Below are 21,779 nucleotides of genomic sequence, written 5' to 3' on the forward strand. Positions count from 1 at the left end.
TTCCGCCTCCTACTCGCCGTCTTCGGTTTTGGGCGCGCGCAGGACGACGCGGCCGTCCAGGGGCAGGGCCTCGAGGAGGAGCGTGCCGCCTTCGCCGTCTTCGTGGGCGAAGAAGGCGCCGATGCGCGTCCAGAAGCCCTTCTGGCCCTCTTCCCGGGCGTCGCGCACGGTGTAGGCCAGGTAGGTCGGGGATTTCGACTCGGTCTTCTTGGCCTTGGGGGTGTTGCTGTCAGTTTTCATGGTCATTTTCCTTTGGTTGGTTTCTGTCCCGGAGGACGGTTCCAAAGGGGGGCGACGCTCAGGCTGGCTTGTCCCCGAACACGGGAGCGAAGCGAATTGAGCGGGAAGGAACGGGACAAGACGGCCGCGTTGTCCACGGTACCGTCACTCACTCCGGGCAGACCACCAACCGGAATGTCGTTGAAGACCCAGCAAGCCACGGGGCCTCGACCACGACACCGACCACCAAGCCTCCGTGCGGCGCCGAAGATCGCACGAGGGCTAACGCCATCGGCGCTTTGTCCCAATAACGGTGGGATTGAGAGCGCTTTCTGGTCCGACCTGGCAAAGCTGAATTGCGCTCCGCCGGAACAGGCGAGGGGAGGGGGCATAGCGCGAGCTGCCACTGGCCTCTGTGGGATGGTGTGATGAGGCCCGCAACAGCTTCCGAATCGATCGCCAGCCATGGCAGAATGTCCCAAGAGTCACTGAGGAGCAGACACATGGGCAAAAGGCGCCCGGCCCGCTGTGCGTTATGCGGAGAACTGCGCCTGGTCACGCGGGAACACGTGGTGCCGCGCGGGCTTTATCCGGATTCGAAGGCCACAAGCCCCGTCCAGCGCATCGTCATTTGGACCTGCGCGAGCTGCAACAACGGCACCTCGGACGATGACGCGCATTTCCGTAACGTCGTCACCATTGCCGGCGACGCGAACGCTGCGGTTCAGGAGCTCTGGTATGGCCCGATCACGCGCAGTCTCGAACAGGTCGATGGGCGGCGCCGGGCGCTCGACATGTTTGCGTTGATGCAGCCGGCTCCCCACGCGGGCGATAACCGCTACATGGTCTATCCGGGCCGGGACCCGAGAATCCGGGGCACGCTGCGCAAGATTATACGGGGCTTGAGTCACTATCATGGCCTCAGGTCGGCCGTCACCGACGATCAGGTGTTCGTCAACGTGCTGACGGTCGATGTACCCGACGATATCCTCTCAAGGCTCCAGGCCGCGCACGCCGAGCCTGACGTTCTCGCTTATCGCTACGGGCGGATCGACGACACTCCTGGAATGGAATCGGCCTGGCTACTGCGGTTTTATGAGCGCACAACGTTCATCGGGTTTGTGTTCAGCGACATGGCGATGCGGCAACGGCTGGAGGCCGGTCAGACCTCTTGACGGTGCCAGCTGAAGTCCACAGCGTGTCCCGCGGAACCAGCTAGAAACCGTGCCGCCAAGTCTTGACCAGCTGGCGGTCATTGGGGACATTGGTGCCTATGAAATGGCCATTCGCAAAGAAGCAGGCACAGCCGTCAACGACACAGCAGGCGAAGGCGTTCAGCGCCGCGGATCTTGAATTGGTCGCGGCTGCAGAGAGTGGTGTTGCCGCCTTCATCAATTATCTTGGCGCCGACACCATGGTGGGCGAAGTCAGGGATGTGAAGGTTTTGCCTGGCCCCAAGTCGGCCCTCGTCAATGCCTTCACGCTCGCGGTGGCCCTGGAGGCTAATCCGGTACGGCGGGATGCTCTGCTCCGGTACGGGCTTTTGCTCTCGCAGTTCCAGGAAGGTGTCGGCATCAAGCCGGTCCGCCAGATGCCCGACCTCTCCGGCGACGGCGAAGCGATTCTGCAGGCGGTTCTCGCTCACAAATCCGAGTTTGGTCGTTTCAACCAATTGTTCCCGGCAGCCATCGCTGAGGCCAAGCAGATGGCCGAGAAGTACCAACGCTCCATTGATGCTGCCGTTCGGCGCGGTGGTGCGTCAGTCGCCGGAAGCTAGTCGTAACGTCACGCAATGACGGTTCGAACCCGCTTTGACATTCGGCCAAAAAGGTGTACATGTACACGTTCCTGAAGCTCTATGGAGCGTGCGATGATCGTGGACTGGCATCTCGGAATCGGGTTCGACGCGGCTTTGGAAGAGCCCCAGGGGCGGATGGGTCTGGCGGAGGACGATTTCAGCCTCTTCAAGAAAATCCTGGCGGAGTACCATGATGTTGGCGAACCGCATCCGCAGGTTCCTGACTTCCGCGTTCTGAACTTCCGGCCGATCGTGCGCCGTGATCTGGTGCTGGTTCGCGGGTATTACGCGATGTGCAGGCAGCACAAAGCGCCCTATCAGCTGCCCTACATCATGTTTTTCGGCCCTGCGGCGCCTGAAGATCCTTTCGGCACCAACGACGAATCCGTGAAGCTCCTGGTGAAACGTGTCGCGGAGCTCAAGAAACTGGTTTTTCTCAGTCAAAGTGCGGAATAGGGGGCAACTATGGCTAGTGTCTTGGAGAATATCCTCTTTGAAGGTGGCGTGGTAGAGGTGTTTGCGCGACGTCTCGCGCAGCTGCTATTCGTTTCAAGGTTTGCACATCATTCCTATCTGGCGCGGTTCTTTCGTAGGAATTTCAAATCGCTGTCTCTTGTTTGCTGCAACTACAATATATTCTATAAACTAAGAAGAGTTGGAATTCATTCCACACGTCTCTTTGTAAACAAGCTATTTATAATCGATGAAGAAATGCTGATAGGTATGGAAAATCGCTGGGCAAAATAAGGAAGATAGGACTATAGTCCTGTCCTATCTTACAACTGTCACTTTTGCTGCGGGTATTACCATGCACGACTTCATCCTGAACGGTCTTAACAAAGCTATCAAGAACCTGAAAGATGGTAAGTCAAGGTTCGAAACTTCGACGCTTACCGGCGACCAGATCAAAGCCATTCGGAAGCGTTCTGGTATGAGCCAGGTCGCGTTTGCCGAACACCTTGGGATTTCTGTCGATACACTCAAGAGTTGGGAAATTGGTCGAAGGCGGCCGGGACGAATAACCTCTCGGATCCTTGATACAATGAAAGCTGAGTTAGAAGACGCCTAATATCGATAAGGGGGAGACTTGGTCTCCCCCTTTTTCTTTAGCGACGGCTTACAGGCCACTGTGCTCCGCATGGCGTCGCCATAGAAGGTGTTCGTCGCTACTCAACGTCCGCCTGTTAGCCACTTGCAGAATAGGGGGCGTGGCTCAGCAGCGGCCGAACAGGCCGAGTAGGCGCCGCCAGGCCCGGTTCCACCAACGTGATTTTCGGTTCAGCTCGCGGTAATGGGCCTCGCGCCGACCATGGTCAGACTTAAGCGCTGCCACGGTCTGGGCCGCACTCATGGGCCGTGACCAGTCGACTCGCCCGTCGGTGATGAAATAGTGCGAGTTGCAAGGCAGCTGCCCGCTGCCGATCGACGGCCGGACGGTTGGCTTGCCATTGCGTTCTGTGACGTTCCAGCCAGCCGGACCGAGCGAGACCGGCACCTTGCTGCCGCAGCCGCATGCGCAAAGGTGCATCGCGATCTTGTATTCGTCGGAGACATACAGCACGCCAGGTTCCAGCGTCGCCGGCACATAATGGACCTTGGCCAGCCGGAAGTCAGTCACGCGTCAGGCTCCACGAACACGCGGGGCAGGGTGGTGTTCATCAGCAGGTTGTAGGCCGGCAGCGACTGGGCGTAAAATCCGCAGTGCTGCTTGTAGGCGAGCATGGCCATGCTGGCGTTCATGGCGTTGAGTTCAGCGATCTGGATGTTGGCCCGGTATTCGTGGCCGGGCGGATCACTCAGCGGCGCCAACTGCTTGGCCCGCACCTCTTCGGCATTCTCGGGTTTCACGACGGTCGTGCGGATCATGCCGGCGAGCGCGCCGTTCTGGCGCACCAGGCCCATCCCGACATCGATGAACGGAATCCTCAAGCGGATCAGGAGGTCAAAGATTTCCGCACGGGCCGTGCCGCTGTCAACACAGACGAAGGCGAAGGTCACGCCGGCGAAATCAGCTTCGCAATTGCTGTCGATAGCCTTGGCTTCGAGATGCAGACCCTTGCGGAAGGTCTGGTAGCGGTTCTGATACACTTCAGCCTTCGGCTTGCCGAGTTCGTCGGCCGACAGCTGCCCAGGCGAGCGGAAGGCGTTGTGAACATGGAAAGGCTTGGGGTCATAGCCTCTGATCTCGAGAACATTGGTCTTCACGAGATAATCCAGGACATAGGCGCCGGTGCCACCCAGGCCGATGACCGCGACGATCTCGTTGGCGAACTTGGCAGCGAGGTCACCGATCAGGGCCCGGCTAGTCAGCGTGTCGCGGAAATGGAAGACGCTTTCGGGCCCGGCGTCGTCATCGACGTTGAAGGTGAAAGGATCGGCCTCCGGATAGCGGTGGCGCGCGGGTCCCGAGACGATCGACAGGTAGTGCTCGATCTTGGTGTAAAAGTCCGGGAGACCCCCCGGCGGCTTATTGGAGAACGACCGCTGCACCACGACGTCGGTCTTCGCCAGCGTCACAGTGGCGGCACCTCCGCCGAGGGTCGGTATCGGGTTGCCATCGAGACCATACGGCACGCCCCCGGCGAAGAAGACCTGGTGGTCGACAGGCTCGACCCGCTTGCCGTCAATGTCCTTGAGCACGGTCACAATCGCGCCCCAGCACAGGTTCCCCTCGGCGTCGAGGTACGGGATGTTTCTGACTACAAGGTAGTTGCTGTCGAGCCGGAGCGCGAAGCCCCGGTCGATCAGCTTTTGGATGTCGGGATTATGACTCGCTAGTTGGAATAACATGGAAGTCCATCCCGTCCTTGGCCTTGATCGAGCCGCCGGGGGACAACGTGCCCTCCTTGGGCTTGTCGCCGCGGGTGTAGGTCACCGAGTAGACCGTCTGCGGGTGCTGCGGGTAGGTGGGGTCGAAGTAGGTCACCACCTCCGCGTAGGTCAGATCGTCCTTCTTCGGTACCTGATGCGGGGTGCCGTTCACCACGATGGTGATGGTCTTGTCGTGACCACCCTTTTTGTCGTCGTTGTCAGTCATTTTATGCGTCCTTCTGTTAGCCCTTGGGAGGGTAGGGGTCGTTGCCATAGGAGTTGGAGTCGCGGATCTGCCCGTTGGGCCGATGGATCACCACCTCGCTATGCTGGTTGATGGCGATCTCCCGTGCCGATGCGATGGCATCGGCCTGGGTCGGGTGCAGGGAAGTCGCCCGGCTGTTGCCGGCGCCGAGCACCGCCCACTGACCGTCGCGAGGTACCACATGCTGATTTTTGCTCATGAAAGGCTCCTTTAAGGCTCATTTGCTACAAACTCGTACAACTATATCTTACTATCAGGCTTGCGTCAATGCCTATGGTATGGTGTTGTAGTGCCTGATCAGACGGCGTGCCGCGCAAGCGTGCGCGCCGCTGTAACTCGTGGAGAAGGTCTGTATGGTAGAACTGGCGGTAAAGCTTAAGCAGCTGAGAATGCGGAGTGGAAAATCCCTCCAGGACGTCGCCGACGCTGTCGGTGCCTCCAAGGCGCATATCTGGGACCTGGAGCGTGGTGCAAGCAAGAACCCGTCGTTGAATCTCATCAAGAGCTTGGCGGATTTTTACAAGGTCGCTATCGCCGACCTCGTGGACGAGAACCCCGGCAGTGCGGACGCCGACGCCGAGCTGGTTGCTATGTATCGCAACCTAGGTGAGCTCTCGCAAAGTGACCGGGAAACCATCCAAATGCTGATGGACCGTCTCAAAGCGAACAGGAAACCATGACCGTAAGCCGGATCGATCTCGCGGACGCCGCAACGCCTGAGAAGCTCGTGCTTGAGATCCTTCGGCACGAGCCCAACCTCAAGATTCCGGTGCCGATTGAAGATCTCTGCCGGCAGCTTGATATTGTCGACATAACGCCCTTGGACACAGACGGCTATGAGGGCGGTCTGATCACGCCCGCCGACAAATTCGAAGGATCGATCCTTTATAACCGGCTTAGTCCACGGCGGCGCAGGCGCTTTACGATAGCCCATGAGCTGGCCCATTTCCTCATGCCGTCCCATATCCCGTCGGCAGACGGGCGATTCCTATGCAAGATGTCGGACATGCTGGCATTGCAAGCAGGCAAAGCCGACAAGCGGTTGCGGATGGAGGTGGAGGCCAACCGCTTTGCCGCGCATATTCTCATGCCAGCACCCTTCTTCCGGCCAGATGTGGCCGTGGGCAAGGATCCCGACCTCAACCAGCTCATCAAGCTGGCAGACCGCTACGACGTCAGCAAGGAAGCGGCGAGCCGGGCCTATACCCGCTACCGCGACGAGCCGGTCGCGATCGTGATCGTGCACAATGGCAAGGTCCAGCGCATATATCGAGAGCAGTCGAAGTTCCCGTGTCTTTCAGCAGGGCAGGGGTCGCCCGTCTCTGCTTACTCGCTGCTGCGCCGGCGCAAACACGAAGAAGGCGTACCCAGCGAGATCGACCAGACCGACGCCGGTGTCTGGTTGGACGTGCAACGCGGGCAAAGGCCACCCCAACTTTACGAACAGGTCCTCGCCCAGCGCGAGGGCTACGCGATGATCATGTTGTCGATTGAGCCCCAGATTGACGAGGACGAAGAGGACGAGGAAGACGGCTTGACCTCGGCCCAGCGCCTCAAGCGGCGGCTTTCATCCCGCTGAATGGGCTAGCATCCAGGCTGACCCAATGCCATGTACAGATCAATCTTACGAATGGTCAACGATTGTAAGATATACTTGACGAAAGCGTCCGGTGTAACCATATTGGTTACGTGAGCAACGCTCCGGGGTTGGCGCCAGGCGCCAGCCGAACTTTTCAAATAATCGAAGGCCCGGCTAGTCCGGGTCTTTGTTTTTTATCCGGTCAAAACAGCTGTACTTGATGCCACAGGCTGCCAGCTCTCCGGGCGGCAGGTGGGCGTCGATTAGGCGCTTATGCTCCATCAAGACCTTGAAGGGACGGTAGGACGGGTCATATCCGCCCTTGGCCATCGGATAGAGGTAGAGATCGGCGATCTGCAGCATCGGGGTGGCTTTGGTTTTGCCACGGGGCTCACCGCGCACGATGTCCTTGAACTCCTGGGCGGTTAACGACCCGTAGCTGGCCGAGTTGGCACCGTCGAACGGCATGCCCTGCGTCTTCAGGATCCGCGTGTAGGCCACCAGGTCGCGGTCCTCGGCTTTGCCGGCCCGCTCGAAGAACACGCGCAGCTTGCGGTCCTGGCTGCGGGCGTATTTGGCGGCGCGCTCGATCAGGATGCAGTAGGCGGTCTTGCACATAAACCAGAGCTGATCTTGATACCGGTCCCGGTAGCGGGCGACATAGCCGGGACGGTCAATGACCGCGGCAATGCCAATCACCGGGAGCGAAAGCAGCATCCCCTGCAGGTCTCCCAGGAACTCAAAAGCGGATTCGGGCTTCTTCAGCCAGCCGAAATCGCCGCGACCGCCCCGGATCGCCCAAGAGTGCAACGGGTAGGTGATGCCGTGCTTATGGCAAAAGGCCTTGTGGCGAGCATAGAGCTCATCGACGTCTTCCTCGTTGATGAGGATGCCGCCAAGGGCGAAATAATCCATTTCGTCCCGACGCTTCTCTTTCGGCTCTCGGTCTGGCTCACGGCTGCCGCTGTCATCGAGGTAGAGGTGGATTTCGCGGTCCGTCACGGGAGGGCTTTCACTATCCGCACCAGTTTCCCGTCTGGTTGCGCTGCTGGCTCCAACGGTTGCGGCCTGCAAGTCACTCGTAGCGCCCGCCGAACAGGTCGCCGACCGCGCGGCGTTTCTTGTAGGTCAGGTCGCGCTGGCGCAGATGCTCTGGCTTGTCGTGCAACATGTGGCAGCGCTGACAGAACGCACGAAGATTCTTCGGCGCGTTGTTGGACAGGTCGTGATCAAGGTGCGCGGCTGCGAGCGCCACTTTGGTGTACAGGATCGGCTCGGAGCACTCGAGAAGGGGAGGGTGGCTTGGCAAGGCTTTGCCGGTGCCCGAACGCCATACGGAAGCCGGCTCGTCCCACCACCGTCCGTCCCCCAGATGAGCAACGGTCGCGCCATGCGGACGGCCACACGCCTCGCAGCGGCCCTTGGCGCGCTTGAAGCGCACCCATTGGGACAGTTCCGGCCAATCGATCGGATAGAACCAGCGACGATGTTTGCGGATTGGCATCAGGCGAGCCCGCGGCCAGCATGGGCTAGCACGCTTGTGGTGTTGAGTTTCGAAAGGAGCACATCATCGGTTGGCATGCCCCGATAATCTCACATGACGACTCCGGGGAGAATAGATTTCTACCGGTCTGCACATGTCATGACGCCATCACCCACACCGATCTGACCCTCGAGGTCAAAGAAGCCTCGAACTGTTCCGTCCGCAAAACATGGCAGAAATCGACTCTTCTTCGACATACGAAGAGGGGAGATAGTGTGCTAGGACACCCGAGCCTATCAACGGCTCTGTTCGCGCCAATCCAAACCGCAACAGGCCCGTTGGAGCCATGGGCGGCGCACAAATAGGGCGCCCCGCCGCCGTCCATGGGATGGCCGGAAAGCGCCGGCGGGCAGGGGATCGGATCCTGCCTGCCGAGCGTGCAAATTGAGAGATTGGTCCGGCGGCGGGACTTGAACCCGCATCTCCCCGCCGCTACTTGTCCGATTGCTGAAGTCGGATTTTCACTCGATAGCGGGGGCTCTATCCGTTGAGCTACGCCGTATTCCTTAAAAAGGGTTAGCTCGCCCCCTTCACGATATGGAGCTTGGGCTTACCCTTCTTGGCGCGCATCGCGTCCTTGACCGCGATCTTCGCATTTTTGATCTGCACCATTTCCTTGGCGTAGGGCTTTGCTGCCTTGATGAGCCCTTCGAGGTGGTACACGTTCGATTTGCTGCCGACCTGGGAGACCCGCCGCTGCTCACGCTGGATGAGGCCGTCCTTTTCCATGTCGGCGATGCGGCGCTGGACCGTGCGAGGGTCGATATCCATCGCCGCCGCGATCGTCTTCTTCGAAGGATGAGGCTTATTATCCGGGTGCCACCAGTAAGAGGCGATGTGCATCAGGATATTGATGTCGATGGCGTCGAGGCCAAGCGCCTTCTGCCGCTCCAGGATCACATTCGGGATGACGGTCCAGCCGGCATCCATGAGCTCCTTGCTCCATTTCTTCTCGTTGGCCTTCAGGCTAATGCCCTCGGCCGCTTCGCTCTTTGCCATGCCCGCTGACCTTGTTGTTTCGATGAGCGATACATGGCCCCGAGCCGCCCCTTTTGCAAATCGCACGGGGAGGCGCGGGGGCCTGGGGCCTACGTTGTCCTTGGTTGTTCAGTCGGGGTCTGGGTTGAATGGGGTATGGGAGAATGGGATCCTGCTTTGCAGGGCGCCCCAACCTCCGAGCTCCCAGGCGCGAGCGTCGCCGGGGCGGGGACGGGCTGGCCTGGCGAGGGAGGCCCACAAATCTCCCGGTTCGGCCAAAAATAGTTGTTTCTAGGCCCTTTTTATCGAAAAACGGCTTATCCGTCGAGTAAAAAGGCGAGCCTTGCCGGGCTCATCGAGTGCTCTTTGACTTCACAGCCTGGCGGGCCTGCCAGGTCGAAACTAGGAACGTGGCCATTGTTCCCGAAAGATTCACCGCCAGCTCGGCATGGCGGGGCAGGGGCCGTGATCGCTTTGGCCCCGGACTATGAGCGTCACCCAACTTGCTGCGCAGCGAGCCCAGCAGCTCAACGATCTGCTGGCAGCTGCCGAGCAGCTGCCGGAACGTCTGCTCGGTATAATCGTCGGGCGCCAGCTTCAGCGTCTTGGCAAGTTTTCGGTAGAGAACCGGCAGGTCGTCCTTATCCTCGTAGGTCTCGCCGGCTTCATCGATGATCCATTTGCAGACATCCTCGAGGAGCGTCCGGGCCAGGGTTATCGCCCCTTGCGGGTCGTCTTGCCGGCGATCGACGGCGGCCGTCCAGCGGGGATGCACATCGTCCGGATTGAACGCGACCAGGGCGGCGGAGATACCTTCATCACCCGGGCTGCCGAGCCGAGCCTTCTGCACCGCATAAACGGGGGTCCCCGACACCTTTCCGGTCACGGCAAGCCGATATCCGTCGTGCTGCAACACCCCATTCAGTGCGGCCGCGAGCTCTGCCTGAACTTCCGGCGTCTGTGAAACGGGTCCCACGACCTCCGTAAGGAATTTGAACAGACGAGCCTTCGAACAGGTAAGAAGGCCCAGAGCCGTCAGTAGTTCGGCTGTATCCCAGTCATTATTGCGGACCGTGTGTTGGAAGATGTCGTCTTCTAGGGGACCCTCCGGGGGGTCGTAGATCGAGTCCATTTCGGCGATCGGCCAGACCCGTTGAATGAACTCGATCTCCGGAAGTTGGGTGGTCAACGGCCTTGCTTGGAATAGGGTCAGCAGCCTGCGGCGGGTTATTTCCGTGATAGGCGGTTCATCGCGCTCATCAATCTTGGCAACGAGTTCGGTGAGCGCAAAATTGGCGTCTTCTTCCAGGACCGCTCGAGCGACCTCAAGCACCCGGCTGACCCCGAGCGTTTCAAGTCGCCGCTCGGCGTACTTGTATTTGCTTTTCATCGCTTCGTCGCTTTCGCCGGACGCCAGGCCCAAGCGTTGGCAATAGCGGGGCACCTGATAGGCTGAAACGTTGGAAATCAGCATACAGACTCGATGCCGAAGTTCTTTAATGGTGGCTGGCGGAATGGCTGTCGGCATGGGCGCAATCAGGATCCGATCCGTTCCATCATCGGACTTTTACGCAATAGCCTCCAACGCGTCGAGCAAAGCCAAATAGCTATCCGGTAGCCCTTGGTGCTTGGCGCCATCGCGCAGATGCTGAAGGTAGGCTGCACTCGGCAAGAATGTCCCGGATTGCGGTTCGGCAAAGTAGGTTTGCGTCTCAGTTGCCACGCCATTCATCATAACCGTCACCGGGAGCCGCGTGTAGCTGTTGAGATGCCGATCGCGGCCGGACTGATAGCCTTCGTTCCGGTCGAGTAGAGCCAAATCGGTGGCAGTCAGACGATATACCACGCCCCAGACTTCGCCTCCAGCAAAGGGCTCCACCGACGACACCCCGCACTTGCGTTTCACTGACATTCTCGGGAAACACAGGGCATAGTCCGGCAGACGACCTGAACCAACGATTTCGGCGTCTGGGCAACGCTCCCTCATCTGCAGGATGTCCATGTTTGAGCCGTAGGCGAAATAGAGGATAGTCCCTGCCTTAGGCCACACCTGCCGTCCCAGCCGCTTGAAGTCGGACACGGCCATTGCGCCACGTTCGTTGCGGGAGATGGAGCCCGGCTCCGCCAGACGCGCCACCACGGCAGGGAAGGGGGCTTCCCAAATCTCGACAGGGTCCAAGGTGGCGTTGTGCAGCAACACCAACATCACGGTGTCGCAGGGGCCTGCCGGTTTAATCTGGCCGATGCGCTGGCTGCGGTTCCCGGCCGGGTCATAGGCGCGGCCTTTGATCTGGATTCGCTCCGGCCCGCCTGGCGTTTGCCGGATCGCGTCATAACCGGCCGTGCGGGGAGGGACCAGTTCAAGTCCCATTACGGTCGCTGCGACGTACTCGGCAACCTCACCGGTCACCCCAAGGGGCTTTCCGGTCACCTGGTAATATTCGGCGGCCAAAGGCTTCACAGCGGCAAGGATGGCCTTAATCCGCTGCGCTAGGATCTCGCTCATACCGGTGCCTGAGGTGTGGCGAGCCATTTGCGCCGGAACTCGTCACGGATCTCCTCGTCAAAAAAGCAGGTTTCGAGGCCTCTCGCCTTGGTAAAATCGGCGCTTAAAACATTGTCGGCGCCGCGAAAGTCAGCCCTGTCAAAAGACGTTTCCCTGAAAGAGGTGCCTTTCAGGTCGGATCTGTGGAAGGCAGGGCTATACACATCCGCAAATATTGGCTCTCCGTCTTCTGTCTCGTCAACTTTCTCTCTCCAGTCGGATTCGTCGGCCTTCACACTCGCTTCGTCCCACCAGAGGCGCACGCCGTCAAACGAGGCGCTCTGCAGGTTTGCGTTCCAGAACTGGCAGTTCTTATACGTTGCCAGCGAGAGGTTGCCTGTGCCGAACTTCACGTCGCGGCAGTCCAGATCCGTGAAATCCACGTCGGTTAGCTCAGTAAAGGCGCGGCTGGGCTTGGAAAAGTCTAGTCCGGTCGAAAACATCGAACCTCTTAGCGACGAGATGTCCTGCCGCGAAAACGAAAATCCATGCAGATGCATGCCGCGAAAGTCGATATCCGTGAGCCCGTGTTCGGCCAGCTGTCGGACTGATGAGGCGATGATGCTGTGCGCGTGGGCGTCATCCACTCGTTTGAAATCGCTGATGCGATCCCGAAGGCGGCGGATGTCTTCGTTGCGTCCGCGGATTTTCTCATAAAGGCCGAAGGCAGCAAGCAGAAGAACTACCTCGATCAGCACACCGGCGCTCTCCACGGCGACGCCTTGGAAATACGGGGAGAGGTTGTCATACTCGGCGTAAAGAGAGATGGCCAGCGCAAGCACTACCAACAAGAGAACGCCGACTGCAGCTAACCAAGACCTCATCCCACCCTCCGCATTCATTCACTTAGGCCGATGGCCCGGCTGTGCGCGGCGGTCATATCCTGTCCACATCGAGGCCGGCGTCGACCAACCTGCCAGCGATCTTTCGCATCTTCGCAAATTCAGTCCCAAATGCCGGTGTCAGCCCCACGGCCTCGCAAAATTCTCTGCCGGTTACACCCTCCAGGACATTGGCGTACTTGATCACCTGGACGTGAAGCTCAGCGATATAGCCGTTCCGCGGCGATGTCTCGATCGCAACCTTGATCTTCTTCAGTGCTTCGGCAGGTGTCATCGGTCAAAACCTCGCTTGTCGGGCCCAATACGACCCATACGCCAGCTTAAAGCTAATAGCAATAAGCTAAAAGCTAAAACCTGCTCAGCTGCTTCGCTTCAGCCGACGGAGATTGTTGTCCGAAAGGAGAATTGAAAGGCCGCGCGCGACACGCTGGTGAACCTTGACGCGAAGAGGTCTCAGGCCTACATAAACGTAGTAGTACTACGGAGCTATCGACGTGAAAGACCGAACCATTCTCGATCGGACCAAACGGCATCGCCAAAGGCGGGTCGGTGAAGGTTGGCAAAAAGTGACGGTCTGGGTTCCCACTGAAGCCGATGCCAAAGAGATTCGAGAAATAGCCATCAAACGCCGTGCGGAAGCCGAAGCGCTCCACGGCCTCAGCAAGGAGGTAAAGACCGTGACACCTGAAACCGAAACCCGCATCGCCAGGGCGATTGCCGATCATGGGTCCGCAGCTTACAAGAGCCCTTCCGGCGCGGTCCTGGACCTCCTGACCGAGCTGACCGAAGAAGATGACCTTATCGGCTTTTCCACCGCGGTCGTCATCCTCGCCCGAGCGAAACCGGCAAACGCCAACTTTGTTGCGGAGGCTGTTCCTGCGAAGATCTCGAACTTCCTGATACGACATCGCGGGCTCACGGCCAGCGCGCTTGTTGGTTGGACACGCAAGCATCCAGGCTGGCGTAAAGATCTTATTTCGGCTGTCCGCCAACCCGCCCAGTTCAAGCTGACGGTCGAAGCTATGGCGGAGTCCGTCAAAGCAGAAGCAGCCGCAGGGCAGGGTCGATGACGAGGGCCAAGCGCATAATACAGAAGTTCAGCGATTTCGTGAAAGAATCGGACCTTCTTTACTTAGAGGAGGTGATCATCACCGATGATGGGAACGCATTCGTGCGCCTTGAGGAAGGCAAATGGGTTGATGGGCGTTTCAAGAAAGGGATTCGGATCGACCAGCCGGCGCACGGCGTGGGGATGACTCATGGTCATATTCACGGCCGCAACGGAAACGAGCTTGGTGTCGTCAGGATCGACGGCACCGGGAGCCATGGCACGAAGATGAAGCTTCACCCCACAGACGCTGCGGCTTTGCGCGACCGCGGGTTCACCATCCCCGATAACAATATCGTCGAATGGATCGCCTTGGAGGAACAGCCAGAGCTTCTGTTCGGATAGCGCCCGGAGAGGACGTCGGTGTTGGCCGACTCGCGCCAATAGCTTTGGCTCGCAATTTAACATAATGGATATTATCCGAACCAAGCCATTGTTTTATAATAGAATTTCTCAGCTCTACGATACGGAATGTCGGTCTCTTCCCATCGTCCGCGCCCATTGAACCCCAAGAGATATTATGTATTATCGTCGCTTGGGTTGACCATAAGAGTTCAAGGGAGGAAAATACATGGCACTGATCAAACGGATCTCTTTCAATGTTGAAGAGATCACCAAAGACGCCATCGCTGCATTTTCACAGACGCTTGTCGATCCGGATGATTTTCTTGGAGCTTTCGACGGAGCTTACCAGAAATACGACTCGGCTCGATCTGCGCTAACGAATGCTGACAAATGTGAGGTATACTGTGAATATGGCAGCGACGGCTGGAAGTGCGGAGCCAGATGTGAGAAGGACTTAAGCTAACCCTTAGCGCATTGATGAAGGAACAGAGCGCTGTTTGATTTGAATAATTCGCATTAGTTCCATAATTATACTTATGCGACTGTCGACAATGTGAGCGACGACCCCGCTTCCGCGAGGCCAAGACAATCCCGATGCGAATTATCGAACCCGCCAAATTGATTTCGGAGACCGTCAAGGAATCCGTGTTGCCGCACCTGGTTGCGATCTATGACGATCGCGGTGACCAGCGTGGATCGGCGTTCCTGACGATGTGGAACGGCAACCAGCTCCTCGTGACCGCAAAACACTGCCTATTCGGGCACAAGTTCAATGAGAAGCCGGCGACGAAAAGCATCTTCGACGGGAACGAACTGCGTTCGCTTGATGTCGTGGCCCGGAGCCAGGTGGCCTGCAACCAAGAGCTTGATATCGCGGTCGTTCACGTCGAGGGTTTCGCATCAAACCGAGCCCTGCCCTATTCGGCGCTTCAGTTTAATGAGCCCGCCCTAGGTATGGTGTCCATCGTTGGCTACCTCGCGCGGGACCACCGACGTTCACTGTTGGATTCCACGCTGAGGCCCAAGCCCTTTTGCCACACAGATGTCGCGGTCGATGTCGGGCCGGAACTTGTTGGGGTAAAATATCAAAATCGCGTCATTGCGACGAAGAGTGGGCAGCGAGAGCTATCCCCAATACCCCTTGGGCTGTCAGGCGGGCCGATGCTCGACGCGAGCGCCCTGGTGTTAAACCAGGTCAAGGTTTGTGGGGTGTTCACCGAAGAACGATTGAGCGAGGGCTATGTGTTCGGCACGCACATCAGCGCGCTCGCTGCCCTTATGCAGTCGCTGCTCGAGCCATGACCAGTTCCTGCCCGATCACGACTGCTAACTGGTAGCCAATGCCGCGAGCCATTCATCGCCCGGCGGCATCGTGTCGGCGGTAAACGGTAGCCTGAAATCCAGTCGTTCGCCATTGCGATGAAACGTTAAGCCGATCTCTGCCAGGACCTCTTCAAGAATGTCACCGACAGCCTCGAAGGCAGCGCGGTCGGTCCATTGGCCATACTCGCTCCAAATCGCTCGCAGAGCTTGGTGAAGCTGCTCGAAGAACGGCGCGAACCAATGCCCCTGCAAGGCATCCTCCACCTGCGGAACGTCTGGGAGCTTCAACCCCTTGCCATCCATATGACCCAGCAGATAGCCCGCGAACTTCATCAGGTTCCCGTACAGCCCGGCTATCTCGAGCAAAATTCGATCGTGATCGCCGTGCGTGCGATAGGCTTTGATATGTTCGTTTGCCTTCTCCCGGATTGATACAAGACTGGTCGTCATCGTCTCGACGTATCCGTCCAGGGGGTCCTTGCCAAAGCGGGCGGAGATCCGGCAAGCCGCATATTCATCCCAGCACGCCAAGATGACATCGCTCCTGGCAGCCTCGAGAAAGTCCCACCGCTGGCCGCTCAGCAAGGTGTTGGGAAAGGCCTCGTCGAACACCTTCGTAATTTCAACATGGGCACATTCATGCGCGATAATATGCAGGGACTCGCGGAAAAATTCATTCTGAGGATCCTGAATTGGCCAAACGATATTGGCATTGAGGACAATGTGGGACTTGATCACGCCGTCTCGCTTGACCGACGGCGTCATGGCAATGCCATAGACAATGTCAGTGCTCGGCGTGAGGACGTGGGAGGTCTCATAGCCACGGTCGAGTTCGACGAGCGCCCGCGGATAGTCGACCGCTGCAGTGACCCCGTCCAGCCGTTCGAGCCGAATGTATTGGCTGACGGTCTGGATCGTAGCGAGAAGGGCATGGCCAAGCCTTGTTCCATCTTCCTCCGAAAGCCCGGACACACATACGTTCAAATTCGAGGGTGCAGTCTCGGGACGATCGAGTTCAACCGCTTCGGTCACTTCGCCAATATCAACGTCATCCGTCATAGTCGTTCAATTCTTCGGTCAGCAACTTCAATCAAATATAGTCGCGACGGCCCCTTTTCCCTACGGGTTACGCCGAGGAAAGCAGCGTTATCCCCTTCCGATTCAGTACCTTCCTGAATGCCTGCCTTCAGAGCCGAAGCCAGCTGAAGCGGGGCATCGGCGCCGGTCGGATCATCTCTTCTGCGATCCCCTGCCCCATCCTTTGCCTTCCAGAAAGACCATGCCGTCGAAAGCGCCCAGTTTGGCAGCCTCGGCCGTTGCATAGGTGCGGCGCGAGTCCACAGACCGTTGTGTTTGTCGTTCCAGTATCCGGCCACCCCAGCTGCCACCTTGCGGAAAGACCGTGATGTTGAAGCCGCCGGTGTTGAGGTAGCTGTTGCCCGACCGAGATGTTCGCCACTTCCGCGTCAGCCAGCGCTGTCGTCGGGCCGCCGCGCCGCGCAAGCGGCGCTCCCGTTCCTTTGGCGCTGCATAGTCGTTTTCCATGTTCTCGGCGCAAACGCAGCCGACACCCAGCACCGCCGGATAATGTGGATGACTCATGTAGTGGACGTAACGGATCTCCTGCGCTTCGCACATTTCGCAGGTTTCGGACGGTTCTCCCAGGTCGTCGACGTCGACACAGGTCCACCCCTTGTGCGGAACGCCTTCCTGGTTCCATTTCCCTGACATCGCCGGCGATCTCCGGGCCATGGTTGAAGCTGAAGCTGCTCTTCATCTCCCTATAGCCTAAGTTCCTGCTCGTTGGTGAGACCTGGAGAGAGGACGCAGGACGACAAGCCCTGGCATTTGCCAAGGTTGTCCCGCGTCCCTCGCGTGCGCTTCTGCTCGTCGGAGCCGACCCGTCGCTTCGGACCCTCCGCGGCCCATATCCCGGCGCGGAAGTTGGCAGCTACTTTTCAGGTTCGGGATCGATCCTGGCGGCCGCGCTTCTGCCTTTCGGACTGCGTTTGGGCTTGGGCCGCGCCCTCTGGTAACCCTTGGTGCCTGCACGCCAGCGTCATCTAAACCACACATACAGAACGACTTTACGTACCTGATTTGTTCTCAACCGTCAAACGCCGGCAGCGGACACCTTATGAAGCAAGATTTCTGTGCGATCCAAGGTGGCCGCGTTGCGCGAACGTGATTTTCACGCCAATGTTGAAACTTCAGTGGTACTGAAAAGCGGGAGACTGGAAACCCAGCCTCCCGCCCTGCCCGTGCCAGCTGGGAAGAAGGGTTTGCGGCTCTGTCTCTGGCGAGGGAGGCCGCAGACCCGACCCAGCAATGATCATATTACAGCCAAAGCCGGCGCAGCTGCCCGCTATGACTGGCTTTTCCCACAGACAATTTGTTCCTGTTAAGTTCCCGAATTGCGATAGCAAAGCGATGGATGCAGACTGCTGTCCATCAGACCGCAGCAAGACCAGATATTGTCCAATCCTGCGGGTTCCGAGCCACTGCGGCCAGCAGGTCGGCTCGGCAAGTCCCTGTCTGGAGGCCTTTATGTGCAACGACTACGAGCAGCATATCCTTTGGGCCGAATACAGCCGGATGATGGAGTCGCTGGCGCTCAAGATCCCCGCTCACCAGACCGAACTCGACCTGCCACGGCCGGACGACGTCCGCATCAACGATCGGGCCCCAATCCTGCGTGCCGCCGGCGCCACCATAGAACTGGCCTCGATGACATTAGGATTTCCACCGAGCGGACCAAAAGGTGGCCCGGTGTTCAACTTCCGCTCCGAAGGCCGACACTTTGAGAACAGCAACCGCTGTCTCATTCCGGCGTCGGCGTTCGTTAAGACATGCTGGGTTGATCCCGGCCACTCCAGACCCTTGGCCCGCTGTTCTCCCCAAAGAGCGGCGGGCTCTTTTTAGGCCACCGTTCTCCAACTGTCTGACCAGCGGAACTCGACGCCGCGCACCTTTGTTGTAAGGGTGCACTGTTCCCCCATTCGGTGCTCCAGACTGGCCCGCTGCCTTCCCAGGCGCGGGCTTTTTTGGTTGCCAGCCTGGTTTCTGATGTGAAAAGCGCGCGGGGTACAGGGTAAGGTCAGCCCCGTCGTAGTTGAAGGTCCGCTGGTGCTTCCTCAGCGTCGCTGGATTGGTTGCGAGTCGGCCATATTTGTCTTTCGGATGCCTTGCGCTACAAGCAGCAGCGCAACAGAACAGATCGAAATTCCCATGACCGATTTCTTTATCAGCTACACGCACACCGACACGGCTTGGGCCGAGTGGATCGCTTACGTTCTTGAAGAATCCGAGTTCAGCGTGGTGATCCAAGCGTGGGATTTCCGGCCGGGCGCTAATTTCGTGCTTGAAATGCAGAAGGCCGCGGCCGACGCCGCCCGCACGATCCTGGTGCTCTCGCCGGCGTACCTGACTTCTGCATTCGCCTCGTCTGAGTGGGCTGCTGCCTTTGCAGGCGACCCGCAGGGGCTCAACCGCAAGCTCGTACCGGTCATGGTCGAGACCTGCCAGCCTGCCGGCCTTTTGACGTCCCTTGTTCAAATCCGCATCGTTGGGATGCTTGAGGATGCTGCTAAGGCAACCCTGCTCGCCGGACTAGACAACAGGCGGGCTAAGCCAGCGTCCCGGCCCCGGTTTCCGGGGTCTTTCGATGCCCCTGAACACAAGGAATTTCCAGGTCCCGGCCCTGTTAGCGGCGGGGGCGCGCGCTTGGAGAGCATCCTTCCTGCGCTCAAGCGGGTACCTACGGACATTGAAAAACGCCGTTTCGTCAGAGACGGCTTCGAGACCATCAAGGCGTTGTTTGAAACTAACCTGAATGTTGCCAAACAGGATCCACGGATCGACACGGATTTCCTGCTGGTTGGATCTGACTTCCGAGCCGAGCTTTTTGTCGACGGCAACAGCAAGTGTTCGTGCCGGGTCTGGACGGGGGGTATGCTCTCGGATAACGGCATCCAGTTCTCAGAAGGCCCGCGCATCAACGACAACAGTTTTAGCGAAATGCTGACAATCTCGCAGGAAGACGGTTTGTATTTCAATGCGACGATGGCCATGGGGATGTCTGAGTTCGAAAGGACCGTCGACGTGAAAAAATTGACCCCTCAACAAGCCGCTGACTATCTTTGGCACCGGTTTACACGGCGTCTCGGCCACTAATCCGCTTGCATATCACTGCAGCTCAACAACCGGGTGGGCGGGGAGCGCGAGGGGCGGGTCAGGGGCGCCCTCGCCTGATCTGAAGCCGGTTCGATACCGGCTGAAGGACCATCCAGACGCAAAAAAGCCGGGACATCGCTGCCCCGGCTTCAACTGATGCACTAGGCCTTATTCGACCGCGACTGCCAAGGCTTCGCTTTCGGGCTTTACGGGCAACTGCAACGCACTAGGCAGCCAGCCCTTGCCGTCCAGTTCCTTCTCGGCCTGCACAATGGCTTCGGGCTTCGGGGCGCGCTCAACAGCTTTCGCCGCATCGTCCGTGCACCCAGCCTCGCGCATTACACCGGCAATGTCGGCCTTCGACAGCCGGGACAGGAATGCTGCGTCCGGCGTCCACCATAGGCGCATGTCCAGCCCGACCGCCGCCGCCATCAGGTCGGCTTGGGCGACACGCTGCTTACCGGCGTCGTGACGGGCGACCACGGCGTTGAGGTTAGCGGCAGCGACCACCGCCAACAGGTCAAGCAGCACGTCCTGCGGCTGCGCCAGCAGCCACGGCCACAGGTCGGCGGGATCGCCCGGAACGCGGTGCGCCCAAGCTTCCATGAGCTCGTTCCAACTCGTCAGCGCTCGGCAGGCCTCCGGCTCCTTGATGGAGGGTTCAAGATTGCGGCGCTGGCCGCTGATTTCCACCGCAGGCTCGACACGCCCGTGGTGGTAATCGTAGAACACGCGGCTCACCAGTGCATGCAGGATGGCAATCAGTGCCACGTCGGGGCGGCCCGCCAGTTCCACGCGCAAGGCTGCGGTGCGAATGGCCGTCAGTTCCTCGGTGAGCGCCGCCGACATGCCGGAGGCCTCGACCTCCGGGGCTTCCTCCTGTCCCGCTTCGTCGGCCTCGCCGTGGCCTTCGCCGCCGTCCTGCGAGACGGCAAGGGCCTTGCGGTGTTCGGCCTTCACCAACCCCGGCGTGACCTGCAACAGGCCATCATACGAGATCGACACGAGACAGCCCGCCAGCGCCATATCCCTTGGCTCGAACGCTTCGGCGGCGTTCTGGATGGCTTCGATGCGGCCTTCCAGCGCGCGCAGCTTTGCTTCGTCCGCCTCGATTTGCGGGTCGCCTTCGGCATAAGCATCAAGGGCCTCGGCTAACTCGTCGTACTGCGCACCCAGCGCCGACAGTTCCTCCTGCTCGGCCTCGGTCGGGTCGCGCCGCACCGCATGGATACGCCCGAACCCGCTGGTGTGAATGAGGCTGTTCTCCAACGCGATTTCCACCCACTTCCAGCCCACCGGTCGCAGTTCGTCGGCCACCGCCTCCAGCCGGTCACCGGCAAGCTTCACCAGCAATGGCCGGTCGGTCAAGAACGTCAGGTCGTCCTCGGCGAACAGGTCGCGCAGCACCCCGCCTCCTGCGGCCTCATAAGCCTCGACGCCCACGAACCGCGCCAGCCGGTCATTGCCGCGCACGTGGGCGCTGGTCAGGAACGAGCGGATACTGCCCGGATTGCGGCTCCAGCCATCCTGCTCGAACCACGCCGCCTCCTGTGCCGCGTGGTCATCGCTCAGCGCCAGTGCCTTCGCCTGTTCAAGGGTCACCTCCCCCGCCCGCATGGCATCAAGGATGCGCGGCGACAGGCTGGCCAGCTTGAGCCGCTGGCGCACGGTCACAACGGACTTGCCGAAGCGCGAGGCAATGTCCTCCGCCGCCATGCCCTGCTCGACAAGGTCGCGGTACGCAATGACCTCGTCCACCGGGTGCATCGCCTCCCGCTGGTCGTTCTCGGCCAGCGAAATCTCGGTGTCGCTGCCTTCCTCATGCAGGACGGCCCTGACCGGATAGTCTTTGGTCACAGCCACGCCCTGCACCGTGCGGCCCTCGTCCATCAGCAGACGCAACGCCCCCAAGCGCCGCCCTCCGGCGACAACTTCGAACTTTGCCCCTTTCGCGGACTTGCGGGTCACAAGGTTGTGGATGAGGCCATGGGCCTCGATGCTGGCGGCCAAAGAGGCCCTACCCACTTCGGAATTGACGCGGCGGACGTTGGCCTTGCTCGGCACCAGCTTGCCGAGCGGAATGGTGATTTCTGCGGTGTTCATTGGACTTGCTCCTTTGTTTGTCGTTTCAGGCGTGCCTTTCCCTTTCGGGTCAGGCCACCTGACCCCTGCCACGCGGCGAGCAGCGGGGAGCGAGGGGGCAAGTCCCGGGGGCGGAGGGGTCTCCCCGGTCTGCACGGAGCGAAGCGG

At 59.4% G+C, this 21,779-nt stretch carries 26 protein-coding genes, 1 tRNA gene and 1 pseudogene; 12 read left to right on the top strand and 16 right to left on the bottom strand.

Annotation, left to right across the window (positions count from 1 at the left end):
* Positions 1-9: 9 nt before the first annotated feature.
* The gene (locus ACYG9V_RS00120) at positions 10-240 is read right to left on the bottom strand and encodes a hypothetical protein (RefSeq protein WP_352765835.1); all 231 of its coding nucleotides are present in this window, start codon (positions 238-240) and stop codon (positions 10-12) included.
* Between the two features lie 482 nt (positions 241-722).
* Here ACYG9V_RS00120 and ACYG9V_RS00125 point away from each other — a divergent pair, with 482 nt between their 5' ends.
* From ACYG9V_RS00125 to ACYG9V_RS00140, 4 genes are all read left to right on the top strand, one after another.
* Complete coding sequence (locus ACYG9V_RS00125; protein WP_352765836.1) at positions 723-1,394, top strand: hypothetical protein; 672 nt, start codon at positions 723-725, stop codon at positions 1,392-1,394.
* A 98-nt stretch (positions 1,395-1,492) separates the two neighbouring features.
* Positions 1,493-1,996: a hypothetical protein gene (locus ACYG9V_RS00130; RefSeq protein WP_352765838.1), complete on the top strand. Its 504-nt coding sequence runs from the start codon at positions 1,493-1,495 to the stop codon at positions 1,994-1,996.
* Positions 1,997-2,089: 93 nt separating this feature from the next.
* Positions 2,090-2,473: a hypothetical protein gene (locus tag ACYG9V_RS00135; RefSeq protein ID WP_352765840.1), complete on the top strand. Its 384-nt coding sequence runs from the start codon at positions 2,090-2,092 to the stop codon at positions 2,471-2,473.
* A 352-nt stretch (positions 2,474-2,825) separates the two neighbouring features.
* On the top strand, positions 2,826-3,086 hold the full coding sequence (locus ACYG9V_RS00140) for a helix-turn-helix domain-containing protein (protein ID WP_352765841.1): 261 nt from the start codon (positions 2,826-2,828) through the stop codon (positions 3,084-3,086).
* 144 nt (positions 3,087-3,230) lie between these two features.
* On the opposite strand, the gene ACYG9V_RS00145 is transcribed toward ACYG9V_RS00140, so the two are convergent.
* The 4 genes from ACYG9V_RS00145 to ACYG9V_RS00160 are packed head-to-tail and all read right to left on the bottom strand — an operon-like array spanning position 3,231 to position 5,292.
* Positions 3,231-3,635 (bottom strand): DUF6527 family protein, encoded by a 405-nt coding sequence (locus tag ACYG9V_RS00145; protein ID WP_352765843.1) that lies wholly within the window; start codon positions 3,633-3,635, stop codon positions 3,231-3,233.
* Positions 3,632-4,807, bottom strand: coding sequence for a ThiF family adenylyltransferase (locus ACYG9V_RS00150; RefSeq protein WP_352765845.1), 1,176 nt, complete (start codon positions 4,805-4,807; stop codon positions 3,632-3,634). The genes ACYG9V_RS00145 and ACYG9V_RS00150 overlap by 4 nt, the downstream gene beginning before the upstream one ends.
* Positions 4,782-5,054: a multiubiquitin domain-containing protein gene (locus ACYG9V_RS00155; protein ID WP_352765846.1), complete on the bottom strand. Its 273-nt coding sequence runs from the start codon at positions 5,052-5,054 to the stop codon at positions 4,782-4,784. Before ACYG9V_RS00155 ends, ACYG9V_RS00150 begins: the two co-directional genes overlap by 26 nt.
* 16 nt (positions 5,055-5,070) lie before the next feature.
* Entirely contained in the window at positions 5,071-5,292 is a 222-nt protein-coding gene (locus ACYG9V_RS00160) for a DUF2188 domain-containing protein (protein ID WP_352765847.1), read from the bottom strand.
* 154 nt (positions 5,293-5,446) lie between these two features.
* Between ACYG9V_RS00160 and ACYG9V_RS00165 the strand changes: the two genes are divergently transcribed.
* Both ACYG9V_RS00165 and ACYG9V_RS00170 read left to right on the top strand, forming a co-directional pair.
* On the top strand, positions 5,447-5,773 hold the full coding sequence (locus ACYG9V_RS00165) for a helix-turn-helix domain-containing protein (protein ID WP_352765849.1): 327 nt from the start codon (positions 5,447-5,449) through the stop codon (positions 5,771-5,773).
* Positions 5,770-6,672 (top strand): ImmA/IrrE family metallo-endopeptidase, encoded by a 903-nt coding sequence (locus ACYG9V_RS00170; protein ID WP_352765850.1) that lies wholly within the window; start codon positions 5,770-5,772, stop codon positions 6,670-6,672. Before ACYG9V_RS00165 ends, ACYG9V_RS00170 begins: the two co-directional genes overlap by 4 nt.
* Before the next feature lie 174 nt (positions 6,673-6,846).
* Here the strand turns inward: ACYG9V_RS00170 and ACYG9V_RS00175 are convergent, their stop codons facing one another.
* The 8 genes from ACYG9V_RS00175 to ACYG9V_RS00210 form a co-directional block, all read right to left on the bottom strand.
* On the bottom strand, positions 6,847-7,674 hold the full coding sequence (locus tag ACYG9V_RS00175) for a DUF3800 domain-containing protein (protein WP_352765851.1): 828 nt from the start codon (positions 7,672-7,674) through the stop codon (positions 6,847-6,849).
* Between the two features lie 73 nt (positions 7,675-7,747).
* A complete protein-coding gene (locus tag ACYG9V_RS00180; RefSeq protein WP_352765852.1) occupies positions 7,748-8,176 on the bottom strand; it encodes a hypothetical protein in 429 nt (142 codons plus the stop codon).
* Positions 8,177-8,608: 432 nt separating this feature from the next.
* Positions 8,609-8,717, bottom strand: a tRNA-OTHER gene (locus tag ACYG9V_RS00185).
* 14 nt (positions 8,718-8,731) lie between these two features.
* On the bottom strand, positions 8,732-9,280 hold the full coding sequence (locus ACYG9V_RS00190; RefSeq protein WP_352765854.1) for a helix-turn-helix domain-containing protein: 549 nt from the start codon (positions 9,278-9,280) through the stop codon (positions 8,732-8,734).
* A 265-nt stretch (positions 9,281-9,545) separates the two neighbouring features.
* Entirely contained in the window at positions 9,546-10,667 is a 1,122-nt protein-coding gene (locus ACYG9V_RS00195; protein ID WP_352765855.1) for an abortive infection family protein, read from the bottom strand.
* 93 nt (positions 10,668-10,760) lie between these two features.
* Positions 10,761-11,726 (bottom strand): gamma-glutamylcyclotransferase family protein, encoded by a 966-nt coding sequence (locus ACYG9V_RS00200; RefSeq protein WP_460221887.1) that lies wholly within the window; start codon positions 11,724-11,726, stop codon positions 10,761-10,763.
* Positions 11,696-12,562, bottom strand: a complete 867-nt coding sequence (locus ACYG9V_RS00205) for a pentapeptide repeat-containing protein (RefSeq protein WP_352765857.1) — start codon at positions 12,560-12,562, stop codon at positions 11,696-11,698. Before ACYG9V_RS00205 ends, ACYG9V_RS00200 begins: the two co-directional genes overlap by 31 nt.
* Before the next feature lie 52 nt (positions 12,563-12,614).
* Positions 12,615-12,854 (bottom strand): HTH-like domain-containing protein, encoded by a 240-nt coding sequence (locus ACYG9V_RS00210; protein ID WP_352765858.1) that lies wholly within the window; start codon positions 12,852-12,854, stop codon positions 12,615-12,617.
* A 220-nt stretch (positions 12,855-13,074) separates the two neighbouring features.
* On the opposite strand from ACYG9V_RS00210, the gene ACYG9V_RS00215 reads away from it, so the two are divergent.
* The 4 genes from ACYG9V_RS00215 (at position 13,075) to ACYG9V_RS00230 (ending at position 15,335) form a co-directional block, all read left to right on the top strand.
* Positions 13,075-13,650, top strand: coding sequence for a hypothetical protein (locus ACYG9V_RS00215; RefSeq protein ID WP_352765859.1), 576 nt, complete (start codon positions 13,075-13,077; stop codon positions 13,648-13,650).
* Complete coding sequence (locus tag ACYG9V_RS00220) at positions 13,647-14,033, top strand: hypothetical protein (protein WP_352765860.1); 387 nt, start codon at positions 13,647-13,649, stop codon at positions 14,031-14,033. The genes ACYG9V_RS00215 and ACYG9V_RS00220 overlap by 4 nt, the downstream gene beginning before the upstream one ends.
* A 226-nt stretch (positions 14,034-14,259) precedes the next feature.
* Positions 14,260-14,496, top strand: coding sequence for a hypothetical protein (locus tag ACYG9V_RS00225; RefSeq protein ID WP_352765861.1), 237 nt, complete (start codon positions 14,260-14,262; stop codon positions 14,494-14,496).
* 131 nt (positions 14,497-14,627) lie between these two features.
* Positions 14,628-15,335: a trypsin-like peptidase domain-containing protein gene (locus ACYG9V_RS00230; RefSeq protein WP_352765862.1), complete on the top strand. Its 708-nt coding sequence runs from the start codon at positions 14,628-14,630 to the stop codon at positions 15,333-15,335.
* A 24-nt stretch (positions 15,336-15,359) separates the two neighbouring features.
* Here the strand turns inward: ACYG9V_RS00230 and ACYG9V_RS00235 are convergent, their stop codons facing one another.
* Together ACYG9V_RS00235 and ACYG9V_RS00240 are read right to left on the bottom strand one after the other, a co-directional pair.
* Entirely contained in the window at positions 15,360-16,415 is a 1,056-nt protein-coding gene (locus ACYG9V_RS00235) for a hypothetical protein (RefSeq protein ID WP_352765863.1), read from the bottom strand.
* 171 nt (positions 16,416-16,586) lie between these two features.
* A complete protein-coding gene (locus ACYG9V_RS00240; RefSeq protein WP_352765865.1) occupies positions 16,587-17,087 on the bottom strand; it encodes a hypothetical protein in 501 nt (166 codons plus the stop codon).
* Positions 17,088-17,903: 816 nt separating this feature from the next.
* Here ACYG9V_RS00240 and ACYG9V_RS00245 point away from each other — a divergent pair.
* Both ACYG9V_RS00245 and ACYG9V_RS00250 read left to right on the top strand, forming a co-directional pair.
* Positions 17,904-18,197, top strand: a pseudogene (locus ACYG9V_RS00245) (SOS response-associated peptidase family protein); the annotation flags it as partial.
* A gap of 387 nt (positions 18,198-18,584) precedes the next feature.
* The gene (locus ACYG9V_RS00250; protein ID WP_352765866.1) at positions 18,585-19,529 is read left to right on the top strand and encodes a toll/interleukin-1 receptor domain-containing protein; all 945 of its coding nucleotides are present in this window, start codon (positions 18,585-18,587) and stop codon (positions 19,527-19,529) included.
* Between the two features lie 168 nt (positions 19,530-19,697).
* On the opposite strand, the gene ACYG9V_RS00255 is transcribed toward ACYG9V_RS00250, so the two are convergent.
* A complete protein-coding gene (locus ACYG9V_RS00255; RefSeq protein WP_460221888.1) occupies positions 19,698-21,632 on the bottom strand; it encodes a ParB/RepB/Spo0J family partition protein in 1,935 nt (644 codons plus the stop codon).
* Positions 21,633-21,779 lie beyond the last annotated feature (147 nt).

This window comes from Mesorhizobium sp. W016, assembly GCF_054719485.1.